The 25,976-nt window shown below is 46.1% G+C and carries 16 protein-coding genes and 1 rRNA gene; 14 read left to right on the forward strand and 3 right to left on the reverse strand.

Annotated elements, in window-relative coordinates:
• Positions 1-70 precede the first annotated feature (70 nt).
• Together rrf and CWC22_RS08865 are read left to right on the forward strand one after the other, a co-directional pair.
• Positions 71-185, forward strand: a 5S ribosomal RNA gene (gene rrf / locus CWC22_RS08860).
• A 1,098-nt stretch (positions 186-1,283) separates the two neighbouring features.
• On the forward strand, positions 1,284-2,696 hold the full coding sequence (locus CWC22_RS08865; RefSeq protein WP_138536600.1) for a glycosyl hydrolase family 18 protein: 1,413 nt from the start codon (positions 1,284-1,286) through the stop codon (positions 2,694-2,696).
• A gap of 55 nt (positions 2,697-2,751) precedes the next feature.
• Here the strand turns inward: CWC22_RS08865 and CWC22_RS08870 are convergent, their stop codons facing one another.
• Both CWC22_RS08870 and CWC22_RS08875 read right to left on the reverse strand, forming a co-directional pair.
• The gene (locus CWC22_RS08870) at positions 2,752-3,465 is read right to left on the reverse strand and encodes a metal-dependent hydrolase (protein ID WP_171044993.1); all 714 of its coding nucleotides are present in this window, start codon (positions 3,463-3,465) and stop codon (positions 2,752-2,754) included.
• A gap of 121 nt (positions 3,466-3,586) precedes the next feature.
• Positions 3,587-3,994: an MAPEG family protein gene (locus CWC22_RS08875; RefSeq protein ID WP_138536604.1), complete on the reverse strand. Its 408-nt coding sequence runs from the start codon at positions 3,992-3,994 to the stop codon at positions 3,587-3,589.
• Positions 3,995-4,091: 97 nt separating this feature from the next.
• On the opposite strand from CWC22_RS08875, the gene CWC22_RS08880 reads away from it, so the two are divergent.
• From CWC22_RS08880 to ccoG, 5 genes are all read left to right on the forward strand, one after another.
• Positions 4,092-5,045, forward strand: coding sequence for a GlxA family transcriptional regulator (locus CWC22_RS08880; RefSeq protein WP_138536606.1), 954 nt, complete (start codon positions 4,092-4,094; stop codon positions 5,043-5,045).
• Between the two features lie 73 nt (positions 5,046-5,118).
• Positions 5,119-7,173, forward strand: a complete 2,055-nt coding sequence (locus CWC22_RS08885) for a DUF1800 domain-containing protein (protein ID WP_138536702.1) — start codon at positions 5,119-5,121, stop codon at positions 7,171-7,173.
• A 12-nt stretch (positions 7,174-7,185) separates the two neighbouring features.
• Positions 7,186-8,529, forward strand: a complete 1,344-nt coding sequence (locus CWC22_RS08890; protein ID WP_138536608.1) for a DUF1501 domain-containing protein — start codon at positions 7,186-7,188, stop codon at positions 8,527-8,529.
• 64 nt (positions 8,530-8,593) lie between these two features.
• Positions 8,594-10,030 (forward strand): sigma-54 interaction domain-containing protein, encoded by a 1,437-nt coding sequence (locus CWC22_RS08895; protein WP_125559218.1) that lies wholly within the window; start codon positions 8,594-8,596, stop codon positions 10,028-10,030.
• Between the two features lie 138 nt (positions 10,031-10,168).
• A complete protein-coding gene (ccoG, locus tag CWC22_RS08900; protein WP_138536610.1) occupies positions 10,169-11,554 on the forward strand; it encodes a cytochrome c oxidase accessory protein CcoG in 1,386 nt (461 codons plus the stop codon).
• A 7-nt stretch (positions 11,555-11,561) separates the two neighbouring features.
• On the opposite strand, the gene CWC22_RS08905 is transcribed toward ccoG, so the two are convergent.
• Positions 11,562-12,446 carry a transporter substrate-binding domain-containing protein gene (locus tag CWC22_RS08905; protein ID WP_171044994.1) on the reverse strand — a complete coding sequence of 295 codons (885 nt, stop codon included), beginning with the start codon at positions 12,444-12,446 and terminating at the stop codon, positions 11,562-11,564.
• 301 nt (positions 12,447-12,747) lie between these two features.
• On the opposite strand from CWC22_RS08905, the gene CWC22_RS08910 reads away from it, so the two are divergent.
• The 7 genes from CWC22_RS08910 (at position 12,748) to CWC22_RS08940 (ending at position 25,972) form a co-directional block, all read left to right on the forward strand.
• A complete protein-coding gene (locus CWC22_RS08910) occupies positions 12,748-13,362 on the forward strand; it encodes a hypothetical protein (RefSeq protein ID WP_125559224.1) in 615 nt (204 codons plus the stop codon).
• A gap of 163 nt (positions 13,363-13,525) precedes the next feature.
• A complete protein-coding gene (locus CWC22_RS08915; protein WP_125559226.1) occupies positions 13,526-14,488 on the forward strand; it encodes an acetoacetate decarboxylase in 963 nt (320 codons plus the stop codon).
• 9 nt (positions 14,489-14,497) lie between these two features.
• Positions 14,498-16,735 (forward strand): NAD(P)-binding protein, encoded by a 2,238-nt coding sequence (locus CWC22_RS08920; protein WP_138536614.1) that lies wholly within the window; start codon positions 14,498-14,500, stop codon positions 16,733-16,735.
• A gap of 142 nt (positions 16,736-16,877) precedes the next feature.
• On the forward strand, positions 16,878-19,109 hold the full coding sequence (locus CWC22_RS08925; protein WP_138536616.1) for a TonB-dependent receptor: 2,232 nt from the start codon (positions 16,878-16,880) through the stop codon (positions 19,107-19,109).
• 39 nt (positions 19,110-19,148) lie between these two features.
• A complete protein-coding gene (locus CWC22_RS08930) occupies positions 19,149-21,830 on the forward strand; it encodes an ATP-binding protein (protein WP_138536618.1) in 2,682 nt (893 codons plus the stop codon).
• A 318-nt stretch (positions 21,831-22,148) separates the two neighbouring features.
• Complete coding sequence (locus tag CWC22_RS08935; RefSeq protein ID WP_138536620.1) at positions 22,149-23,858, forward strand: hypothetical protein; 1,710 nt, start codon at positions 22,149-22,151, stop codon at positions 23,856-23,858.
• Between the two features lie 212 nt (positions 23,859-24,070).
• Positions 24,071-25,972, forward strand: coding sequence for a propionyl-CoA synthetase (locus CWC22_RS08940; protein WP_138536622.1), 1,902 nt, complete (start codon positions 24,071-24,073; stop codon positions 25,970-25,972).
• Positions 25,973-25,976 lie beyond the last annotated feature (4 nt).

A 25,976-nucleotide genomic window follows, 5' to 3' on the forward strand; every position in this document is an offset into this window, starting at 1 on the left:
ACGAAAGAATTTAATACGCTTTTCCAGATTTTAGTGAGATGTTGATAAACATCTTGCGCAACAGTTTATGCTTGGTAACCATAGCATTTTGGAACCACCTGACCCCATGCCGAACTCAGTAGTGAAACGAAATAGCGCCGATGATAGTGTGGGGTTTCCCATGTGAAAGTAGGACATTGCCAAGCTCCAAATAAGAGAAACCCGTTGCAGCAATGCAGCGGGTTTTTTGCTATGTGCGATTCAAAAGCTGTAGACAGAGCGGTGTTGTCTATTCCTCCATGAAGCTGGTATCTAGCGGTCTTTGGGGACACTTCCCTGTGGAGGGCTCCCGGCTCGGCGTCCATGCTTCGCGTTCATTGCGCTGCGAAGCGGTGCTTCGGTCACAATTCACCCATGTGAAAGTAGGACATTGCCAAGCTCCTAATTAGAGGTCGACGAAAGACATTCATCCATGAATATCATCGACATTCGTACCTCCTTGTACATCAAAGCCCGATTCGAAAGAGTTGGGCTTTTTTGCGTTTTGGGTAGTTTAAAAAAGCTGTAGATAGAATAGTATCGCCTATTCATCCATGAAGCTGGGTTGGATCGTAAAACTTGTACTGAACAACCTTTGGGGACACTTATATGTACACCTCAACTCTGTCCAGACTTTTTAAGGCCTAGACAACTAATTTCTCATTTTTGATTAACTGGTTAAGCTGCTTACGTATATCCGGCCTGTTTGTAAGGTTCGTCGACCTTTGGCCCTAATGAGAACCGCCCCTCTGCTGCTAATCGTGATACCGCGCGCGAAAACTTAGCGCTAATTGCGCGAAAACTGCGAAAAATGGTTTTTTAAAATACGTAAACAGCTTTTCGAATAGTTAAACAGAAATTCCCAATTATTTGGGGCCTCGAAATCCATCATCACCTGTAACTCACTCCCTGGTAAATTATATTTCACCCGCGTTAATACCCAGTCACCGTTGACGACTGTCCTGACTCCTATAACGTTTAACTATCCATCGTACAGGGCATTGTCAAACTGTCCATGGAGGTGTCTCGCTGCAATCAGTGTATGAGCTGCGAGCTGGCTTTTCAGCACTGCCGAACCTTGTTACTCACCGAGCAGCTTAAAGTAGCTGGTTTCAGCGTTTAAGATCTGGCCTATTAGACTAAGGTCGCAGAATATGTTGTTTGTATGATTTTTGTTCGCTCTGTTACTCTGGGAGGGCAGGTCATCAACTCTTTAAACGTCGGTGCGGCCTGCGTTTACCGACAAATACAACATGGAAAAGGTAATGAAATATAAAAACTTATTAATGGCGCTGCCATTGCTTGGTGCAATGGAAGTCGCGCTTGCGGTGGACTGTAGTAACTTAACTGACTGGCAGGCTCAAAGTGTCTATACCAAAGGGGACTCAGTCACTTATCAGTCTGTGAGTTATACCGCAAAGTGGTGGACTCAGAATCAAAATCCCGCAAATAACTCCACTACCTATGCTGTATGGAATAAGGATGGTAATTGTGATGCAACTGAGCCGGTACCGTCAGTAACGGTCACCTCACCAAGCAATAACGCAAGCATTATTATAGGGACGCCTATCGATTTGACTGCATCTGTTTCTCATCCACAGAATGTTGCGATTGAGCGGGCTGAATTCTTTATCGATGGTACGCTGATTGCGACAGATAATACCGCGCCGTATTCTGTGCCCTGGCAAGCACAAGGGCTAGGCAGTCATCAGTTACAGGTATTTGCAGTCGATGCCGCAGGCGGTAGAGGGGAATCCAGCGCTGTAAACTTTACAGTCGCTGCCGATGATTTCCCGCCGGGTGATCCTAATTTTAAAATTGTCGGCTACTTCCCAAGCTGGCAGGGGGCTGTCAGTGATATCCAGTTTGATAAACTGACGCATATCAATTACTCATTCTTGTTACCTAACGCAGATGGCACACTTCAGCCACTTGAAAATTTGAGTAAAATGACAGCGCTGGTAAATTCTGCGCATGCAAACAATGTAAAAGTTGGTATTGCTATAGGTGGCTGGAATGGTGGCGATGACAGCGCATTTGAAACATTTGCTGCGTCGGCACAAGGTCGCGCGACGTTTGTACGTGAAGTAATGGCCTTCGTAGAGCTTCACAACCTGGATGGTGTAGATATGGATTGGGAATATCCAGATCCTGGTACCTCGGCGAATAACTACGCATTGTTGATGAAGGAACTGAGCGTAGAATTGCGTGCTCGTGGTAAGTTCCTGACCGCTGCGGTTGTTGCGTTAGGCTATACAGGCGGTGGTGTTCTGGAGTCTGTATTCCAGGATATCGATTTTCTGAACCTGATGGCTTACGATGCGAACAATGGCAATCATGCGTTTATGCAGTATGCCAAAGACTCTATAGCATACTGGCAGAGTCGCGGTCTGAGTAAGGAAAAAACTGTATTAGGTGTGCCTTTTTATGCGCGTCCAACCTGGAAGGCATATCGGACTTTGGTCCAGGAAAACCCTGCTAATGCCTGCCGGGATACGGATGGCAGCAGTTATTATAATGGTATTCCAACTATCCGTGCCAAAACAGAATACGCAAAGCTTAATGCCGGCGGTATCATGAACTGGGAATTGTCACATGACAGCAAGGGACCGGCTTCATTGTTAACCGCAAAGTGGGAAGTCGCAAAGGGTCTGGCACCCAGCTACACCTGTCCGTAATACATCGATAAGTACGGAGTTCAGCAGCTAACCTAGTTGCTGAACTCACCTTCGATTAATAAAACCGTTTCAAAGTGTCCATATCTGGCAGTAAAGGAAGGCTTATCAGTTTGCTTTGCCAGAGCTGAATGACCTCGGATATGTCCTCGTAATGAGGGAGCAATAAATAGCTACCCAGCAGCACTACACCTATCTGAAGTACAGAGGCCAGTGGCGCACTGGTCGCAACGGGTTTGAGTGCACTGCCAAATGAGGCTTTCAATTCATTATTGTTGATGTCTACTGCGTAGCATTCATCGAGGATTAAATGGGTTAGCATGCCTAATACAACCATCACACCGCACAACAGCGCAAAAGGCAGCCCTTTACCCAAATACAAAGGAATATTAACTGTGATGATGGCAAACATCAGCACAGACAACAGCGAATGGCTTGCGCCGCGGTGAATGGTATAGCTCTCAAATATAGGCTTCAGACCATACATGATGAGTAGATAGACGCCCAGCCCGGACAACCAGATGCTGAGCAGAGAATGAAACTCGATGGCCAGTGGCAGTCCAATGGCTGCACACAGTGCAAATATCGAAAACAAACTATTTAACGAGCGTGATTTGTCGGCGTCAAGATCTGGCAGAAGCCCAGCTAGCGCACCTAATATAAATAACAGCAGTATATCACTCATATCGGCAAGGCTGGTTGCCAGTATAACGGATGATGCGGCGGCACTAACTACCACCGCTGCTTTGAAGTGAGTTGCAAAATTGGCCACTAAGTAAACTTCCGGTTGTATGGAGAGTACACCAGCCACAAAATCGACTCTGTGGCTGCTCTATCGAGAATGATCATAATGGCATTGTTATTGTTTTACTAGCTATAAAACAGGGGCTTACTTATAGTGATTGCCACAGCAGTGTGAACCACGCGATAAACAGAGTGATACTGCCAAGGGCAAAGGCGAGCGTACGCATTTTGAGGTTCTGGCCAAGTAAATGCTCATAGCAATGCCAGTAACGTGCAGTAACGAATACTGTGCTGAATACATACCATAGTTGCCCTTGGATCCCCTGAATATGTAGCATCAGTAACAAGCAGATAAACAAAAGGGGTAACTGGAACTGGTTGTCATAACTGTTGGTCAATAATCGGATGCGCTCGGGAAAGCCTTCTTTACTGACAAAGCGGATGTCTGACAGTGTTATTTTGCGCTGATAGACAGCGCGGATCCGCAGACTGGCAGTTATAAACCACAATAGAGTATAAAGAGACACTAAAAAGAATATTGGGATGTGGATCCACATTGGGTTGTTCCTTCTGTAAATGAGATTGGCTTTACTTTATCTAATCAGGTGGCTAAGTTACTGTGTCAATATTGACGAAATTTGGGTTGAAAGTGACATGCGGATCGTACTTGTGTGCCCGCCGAAAGTGTTTGCCAGTGCACTGACTGGGGTGATCGACATATTAAACGTGGCTAATCAAGTTCTGGGGCGGTCTTTTTTTAGCTGGAAGATCGCTGCGCTAACCAGTGAACTTGAGGTTGTCAGTATTCAGGGGCTGAAGATTCAATGCGACAGTACTTTGGCGGACTTACAAGATTATGATGCCATGATCTGGGTAGGCGCACAGTACAGTGGCCACAGCGCTTTATGGCAACAGTGTATGCAGGTTAAGGAGGCACTAAGAGGGCTTAATGATGTACACCGTCATTGTCGTTTTCATCTTGCTGGATGCTGCGGTGTTGCTTATCTGGCAAGTACGGGTTTACTCGATAAGCATCAGATCACGGCCAGTTGGTGGTTGGCTCCATTTTTTGCTAAGTATTTTCCTCATATTGACTTTAAATCCGATGAAATTGTTTTTCGCAGTAATGACGTTTATACCGCCGGCGCAGCACACAGCTATTTACACCTGATCCTCACGTTTATCAGCGATAGAGTAGGCAAAGAAGTGGCTGAGCAAATTGCTTCATGGCTGGCAATTCCACAAAAGTTTTCCAATCAAAATCAGTTTATTCGACTTAGTGTGTTACAGGACCATTCAGATAAGCAGGTCAAAGCGGTACAAAGGCTCATTGATGAAAATCTGCAGGATTCACTGACATTAAAACGATTGGCAGAGTCGGTATATATGTCTGAGCGAACTTTGATCCGGCGTTTTAAGCAGCATGTAGGGCTAACGCCTATAGATTATGTTCGATTAGTGCGGTTGGAGAAATCCAGATATTTACTTGCGAGTTCTGAACTGTCACAAGAGCAAATAGCCTATCAGGTTGGTTATCAGGATCCGCAAGCATTGGCGAGACAATTTAAAAAGCACTTTCAAATGAGTATGAAGGCCTTTAGAGAATGATAGTAATTTAGTATATGTTTTTTCTAAATGCTCTGTTATAAAAGTATTAAGTGCTATTGTGGACACTGCAATTATGAATGCTCACCTCTATCTTGCGGCGTTTTGCCTGACAACCCTTGTTGCCTGTGGTGGCGGCTCGTCAGACAGCAGCCCAACTTCAAATAATACCTCATCAAACACAACAACAAATACTCAAACTTCCCAGCAGGCTGGCGGAGATACTGAACAACCTACTCAGGAACAGGGAGATAGCTCGCAAGGCGAGGGGAGCAATAATGCTTCTGAAGGAACAGATGAAACGCCGGAGCAGCAAAACACCCCGCCCGAGGTGATTGTCGATATCGCTCAGCCTGAGGTGATTAAAGGTGAGCCATTAACTCTGTCTGCCAACGTTGCAGACCCTGAAGATACTTCATTTAGTTATCTCTGGAAACAGTTGAGTGGGCCAGAAATTGAATTGGGTGATGTGACTGGTCCAACGCTGGTTATCACTTTACCAGAGACCTACCAGGCCGTTGGTGATACTTATCAATTTTCAGTCACGGTGACGGATCCACAGGGCGCAGAAACAACCTCTGAGATCGATGTTTATGCCAGTAATGCGATGTCAGATATTCAGGCTGCAGTGCTCTTACATCAGGGGACAATGGGGCCAACGCTGGAAGAGGTGAATGCAGCTACTGGCATGAGTGAAGAGCAATGGCTGGATGCGCAAATGGCATTACCGGCTACGCATCACTCTGCACTACTTGAAAACTATCCTGACAGAGATACGCCTTATCAGATAAATCGTATTGATGCCTGGTGGAAAGCCACATTGAATGCAGATGATCAACTGAGACAGCGTGTGGCTTTTGCATTGAGCGAAATTCTGGTGGTCTCGGATGCAAACAATGCATTAAAAGGTGAACCGGAAGGCATGCTTGCCTACTACGATCTGTTGATTGAGCATGCGTTTGGCAACTACCGGGCACTGCTTGAAGCTGTGACTTTATCGCCTGTGATGGGGACCTACCTCAGCCATCTTGGTAATGAGAAGGCAGATCCTGAACGTAATATCCGACCTGATGAAAATTACGCACGAGAGGTCATGCAATTGTTTACCATCGGGCTGGATATGCTCAATCTGGATGGTAGCATCATGCGTGATGACAACGGCCAAAGTATCCCGACCTATTCTCAGCAGGAAATCACCGGGTTTGCACGTGTTTTCACGGGCTGGACGTTTGCATTCTCGGCTCGCTGGAATCGCCCAAGTCGTAATTTTAGTCTGCCTATGCAAGCATTTCCTGACTATCACTCAGAGCTAGAAAAGACACTACTGAATGGAGAAGTGATCCCGGCCGGTGTTGGGCCAGAAGACTCTATGCAGCTCGCGTTGGATAATTTATTTAATCATAGCAATGTTGCTCCCTTTATCTCCAAGCAGCTTATTCAGCGATTGATCACCTCAAACCCTACTGCTCAATATGTAGAACGCGTTGCTATGGTATTTAATGACAATGGGAGCGGTGTGCGGGGAGACCTCAGTGCTGTGATCCGTGCCATTTACCTTGATGATGAGGCGCGACGGTATGGATCTGTTCTGGCGCATCAGGGAAAAATAAAAGAGCCACTGCTTAAAGGGGTTCAGATGTGGCGTACACTGGATGCACACAGTGAGGAAGGTAACTACTTCACCTGGAACCTGGATGACAGGTTTGGTCAGGGCCCTATGCTATCACCTTCGGTATTTAACTTTTTCAGGCCAGATCACCAACCAGCGGAATTGAGTGAGCAAGGGTTATTTGCGCCTGAACTACAGATAGCGAATGATGCAGCAATGATTGGCACGTTAAACCAGCACTATAGCGACTTGGTCTGGCGCATGGCTGAGCGCCACGATACGCTCAATCCATCGGCAATTTATTTGTATGGCCATAGTGATATCGCATTGCTAGAAGCCAGCGGCCTCAACGCGTTGCTCGACAGATATAATGTGCTGTACTTTGCAGGCAATATGTCACAAGCAAGCCGGGAAGCGTTTGTAGAGCTCGACGCGTACTTTGAGAATAAAAGTGCAGCAGACAGAGTTGGGCAGCTTTTGTTTATGGTGTCACTATCACCCGAATTTAACGTGCAGTATTAGGAGGCCAGCAAGATGAACAAGAGCAGAAGAGACTTTCTATCCCTGTGCCTGAAAGGAGGCATGTCGGCTGCAGCATTGACCAGTTTGCAGCTTCAGGCGCTGTCGGGCAGCATAGAGCAACGTAACTTTTCAGACTATAAAGCTCTGGTATGTGTGTACCTGTATGGCGGCAACGACTCCATGAATATGCTTGTTCCGCTGACGGGCGATCATCGTAGCTGGTACGAAGCAAGCCGGCAGAACCTCGCTGTGCAAGATGCGCTGTCACTGACAACTGCCAGCGAGTTTGAAGGTGGCGTTGGCCTGCATCCTGCGATGTCTACATTACAGCCATATTTTGACCAGCAGACTTTGGCCTTTGTGGGCGGGGTAGGGACTTTAATCGCACCGACGTCCCTAGCTCAGTATCAGGGCAGGAGCGTACCATTACCGCAGCATCTGTTTTCGCATAATGATCAACAGGCGACCTGGATGCACGGCCAGGAGAAGCAGACGCTGAATACCGGCTGGGGTGCCAGGTTGTTAGAGCGGTTAGATCAGGGGACGGTATTTGGCAGTAATATTACCGTAGATGGGGCAAACCCATGGCAAACTGGCATGAATACTAGTGCATTTGCATTGAGTAAAAGTGGTATAAGTAAAATTAACGCCCTGAGCGGTTATGAGCCGCGAGTAGAGCATGTAAGGCGCGTCATGCAAACCTTGTTTAACCAGACGTCTCATCCGCTGGCATCGGCGTATGGCAGCCGGTTAAATGGTTCTATCGAACATACTCTATACATGAACACTTTGCTGGAAGAAGCGCCTGTACTGGCTACTGAATTTGGCGAATCGAGTCTATCCGCGCAATTGGCAGCGGTCGCGAAAACCATCAGTATCCAGTCTCAGCTGGGTGCTAAACGACAAATCTTCTTTGTCTCTATGGGCGGATTCGATACGCATGATGAGCAGGAGTCTGCCCACCCGGCATTGCTGGGCGTGCTTGCACAAAGTTTAGTGGAATTCCAAAGTGCGATGGCTGAGCTTGAGCTGACAGAGCAGGTCAGTACATTTACCATGTCTGATTTTGGTCGTACATTAACCTCTAACGGAGATGGCACCGACCATGGCTGGGCAGGTAATCAGTTGATACTTGGTGGTGCGGTCAATGGCGGTGATGTGCATGGCGCTATGATGCCGCAGCAGCTCGATGGGTCAAATGATGTTGGAGGCGGACGCCTGATCCCGGCATTCGGCAACGAACAGTATTTCGCACCGTTGGCACGTTGGTTTGGTCTTGCAGACAGCGAAATGACAGAGTTATTTCCGAATCTTAGTAATTTTGATGCGCAGGCACTTTCCTTGTTCAAAGTATAGTTGTGTAGTTTTGCTTCTGCGTCAGTCATGTTAGATTACTTCGTGAAATATCACGAGGTAATCTATGTCTTCTGTAATCGCACAATTCTTAAACGATCCCCGTCTGCTGCTTAATGCAGTCGGCGAGGGGATATACGGGTTTGATCTATCAGGTAATGCCGTGTTTATTAACCCGGCTGCAGAAAGAATGACTGGCTGGTCTGCCGACGATTTACTGGGCAAGAAAATTCATCAATACCACCATCATAGTTACGCAGATGGCACCCCTTATCCAGCGGATCATTGCCAAATTTATCGAACTATGTTTGACGGCAAAACCCGGCATGTCACAGATGAAGTGTTTTGGCGCAAAGATGGCAGCTGTTTTGCTGTGGAGTACACGTCGACACCCGTATATAAGGATGGCCAGGTTATCGGTGCTGTCGCGATATTTCGCGACATATCAAAACAAGTTGAGGCAGAGCGGGCGTTGAGAGACGCGCTCGAGCAAGTTCAGACGCTTTCTGAGCAACTCAAAGAGGAAAACAGCTATCTGCTGGCAGAGATTAATGAAGACTGGCAGGATTCCGGGTTGGTGGGCCAGAGTCATATTTTTCAGACTATGCTTGAGCAAATAAAGCTGGTTAGCCAGACCGATAGCACCGTACTGATCCTGGGTGAGAATGGCACCGGAAAAGAACTGGTTGCGAGGAATCTACATCGTCTGAGCTTAAGAAGTGCTCAGCCTTTTGTACGTGTTAACTGTGCTGCTTTTTCCCCCAGCTTGCTAGAGTCTGAACTGTTTGGCCATGAAAAAGGGGCGTTTACAGGAGCGAATGAAAGACGCAAGGGGCGTTTTGAACTGGCGCATCAGGGCACATTATTCCTCGATGAAATTGGCGAGTTGCCACTCGAAGCACAGAGTAAGCTACTGAGGGTGCTGCAGGAACAGGAGTTTGAACGTGTCGGGGGGAGCAAAACCATTTCAGTAGATATTCGTGTGATTGCCGCGACCAACCGAGATCTGTGGCAAATGGTAGAAAAAGGGGAGTTTAGAATGGACTTATACTACCGCCTCAATGTCTTTCCTATTAAAGTACCGGCGCTTAAAGAGCGGCTTGAAGACATTCCTTTATTATGTGCCAATATGTTATCGCGACTTAATGCTCGTTTGGGTAAGCAATTACGTGGTATCGCTAAATCTTCACTGGTAAAGCTTCAGGCTTACGACTGGCCCGGTAATATTCGTGAACTGCAAAATATTCTTGAACGTGAAGCCATATTAGCCACAGGCAGAACACTGCGGCTGACCCAGGCATTGGCTGCGAATATAGGAGAAGCGGCCGTATCTCAGGATCTATCTCTTGAACATGCCCAGCGGGAACACATACTCTCAGTCTTAGAACTTTGTCAATGGCGGGTGGCAGGCGAGCAGGGCGCAGCAGCATTACTGGGTATGCCAGAAAGCACTCTTCGATCAAAAATGAAGAAGCTAAATATTCAAAGGGAACGCGATATATAACGGGTGTTCGCGATATTTCGCGAACTTATGTTTTCCATGAATTTTAAAGTTGTTATAAAACAGCAGGTTAAAAACTTTCAGTTTGGTCTGAAACTTGCAAATTGTATTGGTGTGTTTCACTGATAATAAGCAAGTATTATGAAGTTCGATATTAAAGAAGAAGATATGATCATTAAGCCCTATAAGCAGGATGGGCCGATTTATATCCGCGAACAAAAGGGGCCTTTCCAGCAGATCCGTCGCTATCTGGGTTGGTTCCTGATGTTGGTTTTCATTGCCATTCCCTGGATCCCATACAAAGGCCAGCAGGCTGTATTACTGGATGTGGCTTCTCAGCAGTTTCGTATTTTTGGCGTTACTTTACTACCGCATGATTTCATGATCCTGGCCTGGGTATTTATGGCTGGTGCATTTGGCTTATTTTTTGTAACTAACTGGCTGGGCCGGGTATGGTGTGGTTACACTTGCCCACAAACGATTTGGATGCTGATGTTCACCTGGGTTGAACATCGGATCGAAGGGACTCGAAACCAAAGAATAAAGTTGGATAAAAGCAATTGGGACGGCAAAAAAGTATCTAAAAAACTGGCAAAACACGCAGTATGGCTGCTGATCTCTGTCTTTACGGCCACTTCTTTTATGGCCTATTTTGTGCCAGCCAAAGCACTGTATACCGATATGTTTACACTGCAATGGTCTGGTCTTGTGAGCTTCTGGGTGTTTTTATTCGCATTTTGTACCTACGGGAATGCAGGCTTTTTGCGCGAGAAAATGTGCAACGTGGCTTGTCCATATTCGCGCTTTCAATCAGTCATGTTCGATAAAGATACCTTAGTTGTATCATACGATAGTGCGCGCGGCGAAAATCGAGGCCCCAGAAAACGCAAAGCAGATCACAAAGCGATGGGATTAGGCGATTGTGTAGACTGTAATCTATGTGTTGAAGTGTGTCCGGCGGGCATTGATATCAGAAATGGTCTGCAATACGAGTGTATTAACTGTGGACTGTGTATTGATGCTTGTGATGAGACTATGAATAAGTTTGGCTATGAAACCGGGCTTATCAAGTACACCAGTGAAAATACACTATCGGGTAAAAAGACGAATCCGTTCAGGCTAAAGCTAGTGGGATATGCGGCCCTGTTCGCTATGATTGTAGTCACTATGGTGGTCTGGGCAATGAATCGTACGCCTATAGAAGCTTCAGTGATCCGCGACAGAAACGCGTTGTACCGTGTGAATTATGAGGGGCTGGTGGAAAATCCATATACCTTGAGTATCATCAATAAAACCCAGCAGACCTTGCATTATCAGGTTGGGATCAGTGGGATAGAGCATGCCAGCTTATCAGCGCCTGATTCGATCAAGATAGAGGCGGGGCAAATGCTTCTGGTTCCAGTGACGGTAACGGCGGATGGCTATGATTTAAGCCGCACAGCAACACCATTGAAGTTTGTGGTGACGGCCCAGGAGGATGCAAACATCACGATAGAAAAAGAAAGCTACTTCTATAAAAACCGCTAAAGGCGGGTTAGTTTCGGTCTTCTCCGATGTGCACCTCATTATTGAGTTGAGCTGTTTCATTAATGAGGTGCCTATTGAGCTTACTTTTCAAATGAGCTGGTAGCCACTTTAACATTATGCGTTTGTATTCCTCTGTTTTGACCAGGTTAACTAATGTCTGATCGAACAGGGCAACTGCTTTTTTGCCCAGGTCGTTATTGGTACAACCGATATAGCCTTTAGCAATGAGTGGCACGCCGATTAAGGCGATTTGTGTCAGGTTATCAGCGCCGAGGCGTTTACTCAGGTAGTAATGTTCACTCGGATAGCCCAGGACTAAGTCCACTCGCTTTTTCACCAGCATGTTTGTCAGGCTTTGCAGTGTATCCCAACCCGGCCGAATAACAACCTGTTCGCGTGGCAACCGCTCAATAAGTTTATCGAGCTTTTCCCCATATGAGCGACTTTGCGCAATACCCAGAGTGAGGTCATGTTTGAGCATCAGGTTTACCAAAGAAACAGGTTGTCTCACATCTAGCTCAAGTTTCTGTATGGTCTCTTTTCGCAGCGCAAGCCCGGGCGAAAGACCCACGGTTGAGTGGTGCTTTGTATAAGTGATGTATTTTTGTCTGCTGGCGGTTTTATAAAGCGACACCATACAGTAACCGCTGCGGCTGTGGCTCAGTTCATGAATGGCGCGACTGGCTGGAAAGCTATGATGATAATAGTCAAGTTTATTTAACTGAGTATGTAATAACGAAATGACCTGTTCATCTCGACCTTCGCCTTCATCCCTGTCTGCATAGATGTAGTAAGGTGGAAAGTCTAAGGTGATCCAGGATATTGCATGATTCTCGATACGAGCGTAACAAACTGAGGTAATACACGTTAACAACAGCAAAAAGAACTTCACGCATTTCTCCGAATATGTCATCCGAATAGTGAGTTTAGCAGAGGTCATAAAAAAGCGGAGTAAAAGGCGGTTCGGGCCGGATATTTCATGGAATTGGCTGAGTGAGATATTTGCGTTTTAATTATTTTTACAAATGGTAATGGTTTGCTACATTTTAGAGGGTTCCAACTCAGTTTGCACCGCTTGATGAACATGGATAGACAAACTTAGTTACGCTGCAATTGGTGCACTTTTCAGTTAAGATGGGGGGTTAGCGTAACGATTAATATAATAACTAAATTGGAAATAAGAGAAGACAATCATGGTTACGCTTATCGTCAGTGATATATTCGGTCATAGCGACTATCTCGAGGACTTTGCACAAAACCTGGACGGTGATTGCAAAGTGAGTTCTCCCTACGGGGATCGGCAGGGAAAAGGACACCTGCCAGAAAACCAGGTTTATCAGAGTTTTATCAATGAAGTTGGGCACGATGCGTATATGCGCAAAGTATTGGACGACATCCTGGCCTTTCAACCGGATCTGATCATTGCTTTCAGTGCTGGGGCTGTTGCTGCATGGCGGGCTTTGTCTGCAATTGCATTAAAGAGCTCTGTTAAGCTGATTGCATTTTACCCGGGGCAGATACGAAATTATTTGCATCTCAACCCAGGCTGTCGGGTTGACGTCTTTTTTCCCTATCAGGAAAACCATTTTGACATAGTACCAGTCATGGAAATTCTGCAGCAACAGCCTAATGTTGAGTGCTTCCGTACCCGTTATGAGCATGGTTTCATGAACAGACTGTCTGCGCACTATGACAGTGATGCTTACGGCCACTATCTGGCCAGATGCCAGGGAGAAGTGGCGCAGCTGGCAAAGATTAAATTTAACTATCGACGCATTAAAGATGAACTAGACTTAGTGTCATCTTAATCATTGTGGGCACTTAACACCCCCGGTTATCGGTCATGGAAGTACAGCTTTAGGTTGTGATGTGGTGGTTGCTGATAGCGCATGGGAGCAGTGGTAGCAAGCTTGTTTGTTATCGCTGTGTTTCTGTCGCCGCATACTACTACCGCAATAGAAGGAGTTTTCTATGTCTGAAAAACTGACTATCCCTTATCGCCATTTTTTGGGTAATCCCATTGCTAAACCACCTTGCAGAATGCTTAATGCAATGATGTACGGATTTTTTTTAAAAGGGAAAATTGAGAAAATACAGGCGTTTTTCGATGCTACGTTGAACTCCGTACCTAATGAGATTAATACCTACAAGGCCATATCTTCGCATTGTCTGCTGACATTTACTGATATCGAAAATATTGCCTCTAAGGTTCCGCCATTTAGTAATTATGGCTACATGCAGGAAACCGATATCATTATCTGGGTGCCAGTTGCTGAGGTGTGCAAAAACACCAACCGTATGACTCACCTTTATTGGTATCCCGCGTTTATCACTGTGAATAACATCAATGCACTGATCAATGGCCGTGAAACCTGGGGATACAACAAGTACTTATGTCGTTATGAAATGCCCAGTGACCGGCGGCATGCGGATCATTTTTCTCTGAGTCTTGAGACCTTTCAGCCTTACGACCCGAATAAAAAAATGGCCTGGTACGAGTTATTGTCCATAGACCGGGTGGCGGATGATGATACCTGGTTTGAGGAAGCCGTAGAAATCAGCAAGGAAGTCGCCGAGCTACTCCATGAAACTGCCAGCGAAATTGATATTAGTAGCGAATTTATCAAACAACTACTGACAGGGTTTACAAACCCTATGTTAGATCAAATCTTCTTCAAACAATTTCCGGATGGCTATGCCACTAACAGCGTTTACAGCGCCGTAGTGCATTCCCCTTCAGAAGTGAAAAAGCTCCATAAACTGGGTTTTTTAAAAGACGAATATAAAGTCACCATTAATCAGGTTGATGCTTTTCCCCTGGAAGATATGTTTGGGATAGCCGTGGGCGAACAGTTCGCAAAGCTACCTTATTATCTTTGTATGGACTTTGATCAAGACGGGGCACATGAAATTGTCAGAGCAGAGTTGGGGTAGGGTGTCATTATGAGTAAAGAAAAAATCGCAATTTTGGGTGGTGGTGTATCGGCTATGACTGCCGCTGTTTATCTGACAGAAAAAGAAAATTGGCAGGAAAACTATGAGATCACAGTCTATCAGTTAGGTTGGCGCCTTGGTGGGAAAGGCGCCAGTGGGCGCAACCCAGATGCACATGAACGTATTGAGGAACACGGTCTTCATGTATGGTTTGGATCATATGTTAACTCATTCCGGGCGATCGAAACCGTTTACAATAATTTGGATCGACCCAGCTCTGTGCCTATTTCAACATGGCAGCAGGCGTTAAAACCTCATAGCTTTGTGGTTTTACAGGAGTTCATTGACAATGAATGGGAAACCTGGCCAGTTGATTTTCCTTTGGTGCCTGGTAATCCGGCGGACGGTACTCTGGATCTGCATTTTTGGCAACTGATCCAGATGACCATTGCCTGGTTACACAAATGGATAGATGGCTTAGAAGATGAAGTGGAAGCTGCCCATCGGGAGATTCGTCTGCAAACGCGTAAACGCCGGGACCGGGGGTTGTTGCAGCACCTTGCCAGCGAAATTACGTCGGCATTTGATAGTCTGGAAGATAAAGTTTCTGACTTTTTTGATAGTGCACACGATGAGGCCAAAGAGATCTGGTCGACTCCCCGGTTACTGATCACGCAACTGCACGAATTATTGAATTTGCGTGCAGCGGATAAAAACCTCTCAAACAGTCGTGACCGCCTGGTTACCTGGTACATAGTTCGTAAGCTTAAACGCTGGCTTAGAGCTGAAGCGCGAGATTTGTTGGATGATCATCCGGGTATCAGGCGCTTATACATCTGTGCTGATCTTGCTATTGCGATGTTGATTGGCCTGCTCCGTGACCATGTCCATTCAGATGGTTTTGAAGCAATCAATAAATATGACTTTAAGGCATGGTTGAAACGCAATGGTGCTGATGAAGAGTATGTTGTTGAATCAGCGCCGGTGAGAGGGTTTTATGATCTCGTGTTTGGGTATGTTGATGGTGATTTTGATAATGGTAATGTAGAAGCGGGCGTTGCGTCACTGGCTATGCTTAGATTGATGCTGTGCTATCGCGGTGGCGTAATGTGGAAAATGCAGGCTGGCATGGGCGATATTATTTTTTCACCCATTTATGAATTGCTGGCTAAACGCGGCGTTCAGTTCGAGTATTTCCATCAGGTTGACGAGCTGATCCCGGCATTGCACGGTAGTGAGAATGTGGTTGATGAGATCACAATGACACAGCAAGTAAAGCTCAAAAATGGACAGTATGATCCGTTTGTCGACGTTAAAGGATTACCATGCTGGCCAGATAGACCGAATTATGACCAGATAGATGATGCACAGGCTGCGTTATTACAGCAGCATAATGTCAATTTAGAATCTTTCTGGAGTAACTGGCCGGCAATTTATGAAGCTGAGTTTGGTACGCCATTGCCGACATTGTCGCTTAAGCGTGGCAGGGACTTTGATAAAGTGATCTTTGGTATTTCTGTCGGTGGTCTGGAGCATGTATGCCCACAACTGCTGGCTCTGGATCAAAAGCTGAGTTTACAAAGTAGTGAAGTCAAAACAGTGGCAACTCAAGCATTTCAGGTTTGGCTCAATCAAACAGATGAACAACTCGGGTTCAATTATACGCCACCCAGTGAAGAGCGTCCTATCCTCAGCGGGTTTTCGCAACCTTTTGATACCTGGGCTGCTATGTCGAATTTATTACCGCATGAAGATTGGCCTGCTAACGGACCAAAGAACATCGCCTATTTTTGCAGTGCGTTTGGTTGTGCTGAGTATCCACCCAGTAACCACCATAGTTTTCCTTCAGACCAAAAAGCCAAAGTAAAAGTAAATGCCATCAACAAGTTAGCGACAGAAATGAAACCGCTTTGGCCCAATGCCTATAATGCAGCGGGTCAGTACAATTGGAATACACTCTATGACGACAGCATCGCGCAAGGCGAAGAGCGATTTGACAGCCAATACTGGCGGGTCAACGTTGATCCTAGCGAGCGGTATGTCTTGTCTGTAGTAGATAGTAGCCAATACAGGCTCCCAACAGATGGCACTATTTTTAATAATCTTTACCTGACAGGAGATTGGATCAGCACGGGTGTGAACGCTGGGTGTGTTGAAGCTGCGGTGATGGCAGGTATGCAAACCTCTCGTGCAATTTGTGGATTGCCTGAAAGTATCAGTGGTGAGGATGGCTTTAAACCGGACTGAGCCCTGTATAGCTGACTGTTCAGGGAGCCAAGTTAGCTAACTATAGAGATAATATACAAAAGACCTCCGATTTTGTTGGAGGTCTTTGCATTTCGACTATACTCAAACAAGCACAAGCGTGAAGCAGAAAAAGAGCACGGATATGTTTAAACTCTCAGCGATATCAATTTCAATAATTACAGTTTTTTTCTCTCCCGTTAGTGTTTTTGCAAACAATGATAGTATCGAAGTCATCGAAGTTTATGCGCAAAAACGTAAGCAAACGCTAGAGGAAGTGAGCATTTCAATAGCAACCCTGAAAGGCGATAATATCACCAGTCAGGGGATTAAAGACATCAGTGAAGTGGGCGGCTATGTTGCCAACTTTAAAATCAGTCAAAATGCTGCCGAGGGCACACCACCGGCACTAAACATTCGCGGCGTAGGGTTAATAGACTATAACACCGCAAATACGTCGCCGGTCGCAATGTATATTGATGGCAGACCGGTTGGCTCTGCCAACAATCAGATCGCCAACTTGTTCGATGTTGAGCAAATTGAAGTACTGAAAGGTCCACAAGGCACTTTGTTTGGACGTAACAGTACTGGCGGTGCATTGCTTGTCAGAACTAAGCGCCCGGATGATGGTAACTATGGCTTTATTAAGGCGGGTGCTGGCACCGATGAATGGCGTCGGGTGCAAGGGGCATACAATGCAAAAGTTAACGAGTTAAGCGCGTTACGATTCTCTTTTAATCATACTGATTACGAATACACAAGCTATAACTTGTTTGACGCATCTCCAGAAGCTGGTCTCAAGCAGCAAGATGCCAGGCTCAGCTACTTAGCTGAATGGGACGAATTTACACTTTATGCGAAGCTTGAATATGGCCACTGGGATGGGATTGTGCAGCCAGTGGGCAATATTGGTATCTTTAAAGACCCAACTAATGGGGTGCGATGTTCACCGGCAGAAGCTGGTGGTCCTGGGTGCTTTGACATGTTTGGCTTCAATGATGGCAGCGATGATTATTGGGCTGTCAGCGTAAATAATGACTCACCACATTTGTCTATTTATAAAGGCTGGACGGTACAAGGTGATTGGCAAATCTCGGACAGTCAGCAGCTGACCTACATAAATGGTTTTAATCGCCTGGACAGGCGCCACGCATTTAACTGCGATGGCAGCCCCGCGAGGCTATGTGAAGGAGAACTAGGCCTGAAAAATGAGATGCTTTCAAACGAATTGCGATACAGTCAAACCAATGACAGAGATCATCTTACACTTGGCTTATTTCACATAGAAGAACGTATCTATCAGGACAATTTCAATGATATTCTGCGAGATTATCGTGGCTTGTTAAGCACCGATCTAACTAATACATTCTTTTATGACAATGAAATTATCGTAAAGTCTGTAGCCGCGTTTGCGCAGTATGAGTGGCAGCTTAACGACGCACATCGTATTACTGTCGGACTTCGTTACAGCGATGAAACCGTTGAGTATGATTCAGTTTCCCGGCTAAACACTGTTGCAGATATTACGCAGCTAGATGGAGTGACCATTCCTTACTATCGTGTGAATGGTGAAGTGAAAGATGATGGCTTGTCTGGGCGCTTAGCCTGGAATTATCAATACTCTGATCCTCTCATGTTCTACTATAGTTTTGCCAACGGTACCAAAAGCGGTGGATATAATGGCGGGTTGCTTGCAACTGAAGAGCAGGCAAAGTTAGCCGATTATGGCCCTGAGGAACTCTATGCACACGAAATCGGGGCGAAATATAACAATGCGGATAATTTATCGGTCAATGGTGCTGTGTTCTTTTACGATTACAGCGACCAACAAGTATTTATGAACCAAGCTTCTACTGTCCCTGGCGCACCCCCGCTTCAGTTGCTTGAAAACGTCGGTAGCTCGACAATATACGGTGCTGAGTTGGCTATTCAATACAAGCTGAACGATGCCCTTAAGTTTAGAAGTGCAGCTGGCTATGTGCCAGAGGCAAACTTCGACGAGTTCATTGATCCGGTGGGCAATGTATTGACAGACAATCGGTTACCGTTTACCCCAGAGTGGAACATCAATGGCGATGTTACTCACGCCATGTCATTTTTGCAAGGAGAGCTGGTTTCAACAATTGGGTTTGATTATCAATCCGAGTACTACTTCGATCAAAACCAAAATGCTTACGCAATGCAGTCAGGGTATACTCTATGGCGTGGGAGCGTGCACTATGAACGAGGTGACTGGCGCTTTGGTGTATGGGGAAAGAACTTGTTTGATAAAGAATACAGTCACTTAAAGTTTGATTTAAGTGCTTTTCTTGGCATGTTGGAAGACTTTAAAGGAGAGGGGAGACGCCTTGGGGTGGATATTTCGTATCGGTTTTAGCCAGGCATTGACCCTGAGCTGCTATAGTTTAGGTCTCAAATGGGTAGTGTAAGACTATTATGCGCGGCATTGCTGTGCCTGTTTACTTTTTTTGCAAACGCGAGCGTGTATGTCTTTGACGGCACGCAGCGAGGGCAAAATTTACATGACAAAGGAATGGTGCTGTCGGCTCAAAATGGTGCGCGGTTTCCGGATAACTTTGCTCAAGTAGAACAGTGGGCAAGCATACAGCCGGAGCAGACTAAACGTGCGCTGTTCTCTGGTCGATACTGGCTGGTTACAGAAATAGAAAATCACTCTAAGTACCAGGACCTGGTGCTTTATCCATATAATACTGTGCTGTCTAATGTCGAGACGCGTATTTACTCACAGTCTGGTGTGGAACGGTTTTTTACTGGTGGTATGCATGCCAATGAGTATCCCTTTCACTACGGTAATAAAATCCACCTTTTACCTAACCAACGGTATTTTGTTGTTACCTTATTTGAGAGTGACTACTTTTACACACCAATCAAACTAGAGCTTATTCCGGTCAAAGAGTTTGAACGACAGGTGACAATTGATAATTTACTCATGTCACTTTGCTTTAGCGTGGGTATTGTACTTGGCTTGTATAACCTGCTGATTTATATCGGCTCTAAAGATATGACTCACTTATACTATGCCATGTTTGCTGCAACCTGGGTGTTTGCCTGGAGTCACTTCTTTCATATTTCCGATCAGCTTTTTGGTTTTTATTCTGCCCATTTACACTGGCTGGGTTTTGCGCTGACGCCGATTACCAATGTGCTTTTTTACAATCAACTCCTCAAGCTGAAAGAGACGCATCCATCTTTGTCTACAGCCTCGCTCTGGGTAGGTGCAATCGGTGCGATCGGTACACCCTTTTGTATCTTGTTCCCGGGTTTTGGTTTTCTCTGGGCGACCCTGGCCACGGGATCAGCATTGTGTATGGGGCTATACGTGGGCGTGTTGCGCTTGATGGAAGGCTTCAAGCCTGCGCGTTATTTTGTTCTGGCCTATGTGTGCATGGCCATTCCTAACATGGTCGGCAATGTGACTAACCTTGGATTATTGCCTCCTATTGCGGTTAATTTATATTTAATCGGCCTGATTGGCACTGCACTAGATGCCTTACTGCTGGCTTTTGCCGTTGCCGACAAATATCGCCTGACCAACGAGCAAAACATTGAGCTGAATAAAAACCTTGAAGCTAAGGTGCTTAAGCGGACTTATGAATTAGAGCAACTGGCTTCTGAATTACGGGATGCCAGCGAAGCTAAAAGTCGATTCCTGGCAAACATGAGTCATGAAATTCGCACTCCTATGACGTCGATAATTGGCTATGCCGATGGCATTATGCTCGGTGATATCAAGCCGCATGAGCGTAATCATGCTATTTCGGTGATTTTGCAAAATTCCCGTCATGTTCTTGGCCTGATTAACGATATTCTTGATATGTCTAAAATCGAAGCAAATCGGCTGGAAGTAGAGCTCATAGAAGCGAATCTGTTTCAGTCGATTGCTCATGTTGAGTCTTTGCTGGGTAAGCAGATCAGAGATAAAGGGTTGGAGTTCGAACTGAATTACCATTTCCCTTTGCCTGATTACATTGTGATTGACCCGACACGCTTGCGACAAATACTGCTCAATCTGACCTCTAATGCGCTTAAGTTTACTTCGGTTGGTAAAATTTCCATTGATGTTAATTGCACGCAGGAGACCTTATCAATCAAAGTGCAGGATACCGGGATCGGGATGACGACGGCAGAACAGAAGGAGCTATTTAACGCGTTTCATCAAGCTGACTCGTCTACGACCAGAAAATATGGTGGTACCGGCCTTGGGCTAAATATCTCAAAAAGTCTGGCTCAGAAACTCGACGGAGACATTGAAGTTGAAAGTGAAGTTGGTTCGGGCACCGCTTTTACTTTGTCTGTGGGCTTATACACTACGCAACGCACTAAATGGCTCAACACCTTTTCGGAAATTCATCAAACTCAGGAACCTGGTGCAGAGCCAGAGGGTTATGAATCTGAATCATTAAAAGGTGAAGTACTGTTGGCTGAAGATCACGTTGATAATTGTCGTTTAATAACGCGTATTCTGGAGCGAATGGGGCTTAATGTGACAGCGGTTGAGAATGGGCAGCTAGCTGTGCAAGCAGTATTGGACGGAGAGTTTGACTTGATCCTGATGGATATTCAAATGCCCGTGATGGATGGTGAGCAGGCATTTAACTTCATTCAGGCTACGGGCAGCACGGCTCCAGTCATTGCTTTAACGGCAAACACTATGAGTCATGAGGTAGAGCGCTATCTGAAACTTGGCTTTACAGATCATCTTGCTAAGCCAATAGACAGAGCAGAGTTCGCCAGAAAAGTAAGCCACTACCTGAATATTACCGTTGAAGAAGACCTGGCTTTACCCGATGAAGAGTTTTCAATATTAAAAGCACAGTATATAGCTGGTCTGCATGAGCAGCTGGTGCAGTTACAAAACCAGCTCAAATACCATGACTTTGAAGGGTTGTCACGCTCCATACATGCGCTGAAAGGCACGTCAGCAATGTTCGACTGCCATGACATTTATCAAACCGCATCTAAGATAGACGTGTTACTTAAAGAAAAAGAATATGACAAGGTCAACGTACCAATGGCGGAGCTTCTGGAGTTGATGCATATCGCAATTCAGCAGTCTGAATGTCATCAGGCTATCTGAGGGGGCTCTGGTTGTTGTGCTTTTATTTCGGGTTTTGAGCTATTTTAAATGTAATAAGTTGTTCGGCTTTTGTTATTTAGCGATCACCATTTTTTGTTTTGGAAAAGGCAATAAAGTGTAATGTAATCACTACACTAGTCTTATTTATGTAATCTAAATGAGAATGCATGCTTTTACCAGGTTTGTGTAAAAGTAGAAACATCAAAGCTTTAGCGATAAAGTGCTCAACATATTTTCACACTTCAGGGTGGTGTATTTTTGAGCTGCTGGTCTTTTTGGCTTACCTTTAAAGCGGGTTAGACAACAAGGTATGCAACTATGAAAACACCTATTCCATATATTTTACTGGCTTTATTAGCGGGCTGTTCTTCATCAGATAACGATGAGCAGAGCAACACAAATGCTCAGGAGCAGCAACAGCAGGCTCCTGCTAATGATGATTCAGCCAATGACGACACGGACAACAGCACTGATAACTCTGATAATGATGACTCTGGCAGTGAGGATTCAGATCCGGGTGATAACGGCACGGATGATAGTGATGACTCGAGTGAACCCGATGAATCGCGCGGCATCTATTTTCCCACTGACGTCATGGCCTCTTCTCCTTTTAGTGATAGCAGCGAAGAAGTTGAGCGTGGCTTTGGCAATCGGCCAGCGGTAGAGTACGGCCCGTCCGTACCCACATATTTGTGGTCTACGCAGCGGATCGGGCGGATACTCAATGGCACAGTTCCTTTGTTGGACGTATTTAGGGTTCAGTCATTTTATCGCAACAGTACGAATGCGGATTGTTTTGGGCCTCAGGTGGCCTACACAGGTCATCCAGATGCGACTGATCCGGCCTCTGCCTCTGGCACCTTACCTGGTGGTGATTTAGGGTTGTGGTCAGAGAGCGACAGTAATGGTAATGCCTGTGCTGTTGCGCAAACTAATGCATTGTTAAGTGGGATCAGAGATCAGTCCAGAATGAGCCTGATGACCTTGGCCAGCATGGTTTCAGCAGCACTGGATTCAGGTATGAGTTTGCCCACAGATGGCAGTAGTATTGATGTGTCCGGCGAAATGAATGCTAAAGGTGTTGCAGGTGTGACTTTCTCCGCTGCTGCTATCACCCGCTCGGGGAGTGAGTGGCTATATACAATTTCTCTGACATATACAGTCAGTGGGTCAGATTATGACATTTCGTTATCTATGGCACATACGCCCGGAGTAGATCTGTTGAATTATTCTGGTCATCTTACTTACCAGGTGGAAGGTGAGCAGGGCGTCAGCGGCATAGAATTTCCTGGCGGTAATTGTAGTCAAAATGAACGCACCAGAACGGGGTCACTGGCTTATGAGCGTTCTGGAGATAATATGTCCCTGCAAGCCAGGGTTGCCACCTTGTGTGGTCACAGTAATAGCGGCATGTTCAATAGTGACAGCCAGGTAGATGTGAATAACAAGTATCACAGTGTCGATAATCCTGATGGATGGAGTGAGAACTTTTCAATATTTGGCGCTAATTTTGACCTTACAACATTGGCAGGACAATATGCCTATGTTTGGCAGGCCGGCGTGAACGACAGCCACAGTCGAATTTTCAATATCGGGTTTAATTCCCCGAGTCTCGACAATGGCGAAGCGCATTTTGGTTATGGGTCGAAAATTGAAGACACTGATGGGCTTATTCAAGGTTTCATCTGTAACTGGGCGGGTCCTGGTAATGATCACAGTATGCAGGCATTCTCGCAGCGACAGTTCTTTGAGTACGATAGTGCAACAGCGACCTATGACGGGACTGGTAGTAAAGCAAATATTGAATACGCGCCTACAGCGTCGTGTAGCTATGACGGCACTGGTAGCTTCGTATTCGATATAGATGCCAGTGGCGTATTGGGTGATATCGCTCTGGAAGATGCCTCACTGGTGTTCAGTCAGGATTTATGGGCACCCACTGATCCGAGTAAAACAGTAGCGGAATCCATCACCGACCGGGGGTTATCTGTACCAACAGTACCTTACACCTGGCCCATTGATGAATAAATACAGTGTTATCGGACCCTCAGCAGAGGGTCCGTAATCCTCTTATTCATCGTAGGCTTGCGATGGATCAAACTCTCTCCCGTCATCGACCAATGTCTAGTGTTGTCTTTATTTCAGTAATTCTATGTTTAATAGCGTACTCGTCGTTAACCGGGTGTTAGCTAATTGGCGAAATATCAAGCTACCTTTACCCGGCCCAATAGGAAATCATTATGACAACAACAGCATATCAGGCCTATCAACAGGCGTATGAGCAATTTGAGCAAGATCCTGAAGCATTCTGGTTACATAAGGCCGGTCGCCTCAACTGGCATACCACACCCAAAAAAGGCGTAAGTTATGACCATGAGTCATTGAGTCACTGGTTTGAGGATGGTCAACTCAACACCTGCTATTTGGCCCTGGATCAACAGATAAATGAGGGAAGAGCTGAACAAGTTGCACTCATTTATGATTCTCCGGTGACAGAGCAAAAAGAGTGTTACACCTATGCGGAGTTGCTGGAGAGCGTTAGTTATTTTGCAGGCGCGCTGAGTGAACTTGGTGTTGTTGCCGGGGATCGAGTGGTCATCTATATGCCGATGATCCCGCAAGCGGTAATAGCCATGCTGGCATGTGCGCGACTCGGGGCTATTCATTCAGTCGTATTTGGTGGCTTTGCGCCTAAAGAGCTGGCTGTGCGTATTGACGATGCAAAGCCCAAGCTGGTGCTGAGTGCGTCTTGTGGTGTTGAGGTAGGCCGAGTTATTGAATACAAGCCAATGCTGGATGAAGCTTTAGTGTTGGCAACGCATGAAGTTGAGCATACGCTTGTATGGCAGCGTCCTCAATATCGCGCATCGATGCTGACTCCTCGGGATATCGACTGGTGTGAACTGGTCGCTGCCGCAACTCAGGTTGATGCTGTGCCATTACCTGCTACTCATCCGCTCTATATTTTATACACCTCAGGTACAACGGGTGTGCCAAAAGGGGTCGTGCGTGAGCAAGGGGGGCATGCTGTAGCATTACACTATAGTATGGAAACTGTGTATGGTATGAAACCCGGCCAGGTATTCTGGGCCGCGTCAGATATTGGCTGGGTTGTTGGCCATTCTTACATCGTTTACGCGCCACTGCTGTTTGGCTGTACTACTTTATTGTATGAAGGAAAGCCAGTCAGAACCCCGGACGCAGGCGCATTTTGGCGGGTTGTTGAGGAGTATCAGGTAAATGCGTTGTTCAGTGCACCGACTGCTTTTCGTGCCATTAAAAAAGAAGACCCGGAAGGTAAGTTGTTCGCTCAATACAATACCCGTTCATTGCAAACCTTATTTCTCGCTGGTGAGCGTTTGGACGCCGCTACCTATGACTGGTTGCAGTCGGTGACAAGGCTTCCTGTTATTGACCATTGGTGGCAAACTGAAACTGGCTGGCCAATTGCCGCCAACCCCATGGGTTTATCACCTTTGCCGACCAAAGCGGGTAGTGCATCCGTGCCTACGCCGGGTTATCAATTGACTGTCCTGGATGCGAATGGTGAACCTTGTGCGGCCTATGAGCAGGGGCTCATTGCACTCAAAACACCGCTGCCACCAGGTTGCCTGAGCAGTATCTGGCAAAATAGCACTCGCTTTAAACAGGGGTATCTGTCGGAATTTCCCGGTTATTATCTCTCAGGAGATGGTGGGTATCTGGATGAAGAAGGGTACGTATTTATTATGGGGCGCACGGATGATGTGATTAATGTTGCAGGCCATCGTTTATCAACCGGGGAGATGGAGGAAGTGGTTGCAGCACATGACGCTGTTGCTGAGTGCGCTGTATTTGCGGCCAAAGATGAGCTAAAGGGACAGGTGCCGGTGGCCATGGTGGTACTCAAAGATGGTAGTCAGCTTACTCAGGCGCAATTGCGTGAAGAACTGGTGCAGTCTATACGCCGCAGAATTGGTGCAATAGCGTGCCTGAAACAAATCCTGGTTGTAGAACGTTTACCTAAAACACGTTCTGGTAAGATACTGCGCAAGAATTTACGTCAGCTGGTGGATGGCGAAGCGATGACAGTACCGTCAACTATTGACGATCCTGCCACGCTTGATGAAATCAGTACCCTGTGGAAGGCTTCACAGCAATAACCTG

It is taken from the genome of Pseudoalteromonas rubra, from assembly GCF_005886805.2.
GTDB lineage: Bacteria > Pseudomonadota > Gammaproteobacteria > Enterobacterales > Alteromonadaceae > Pseudoalteromonas > Pseudoalteromonas rubra_D.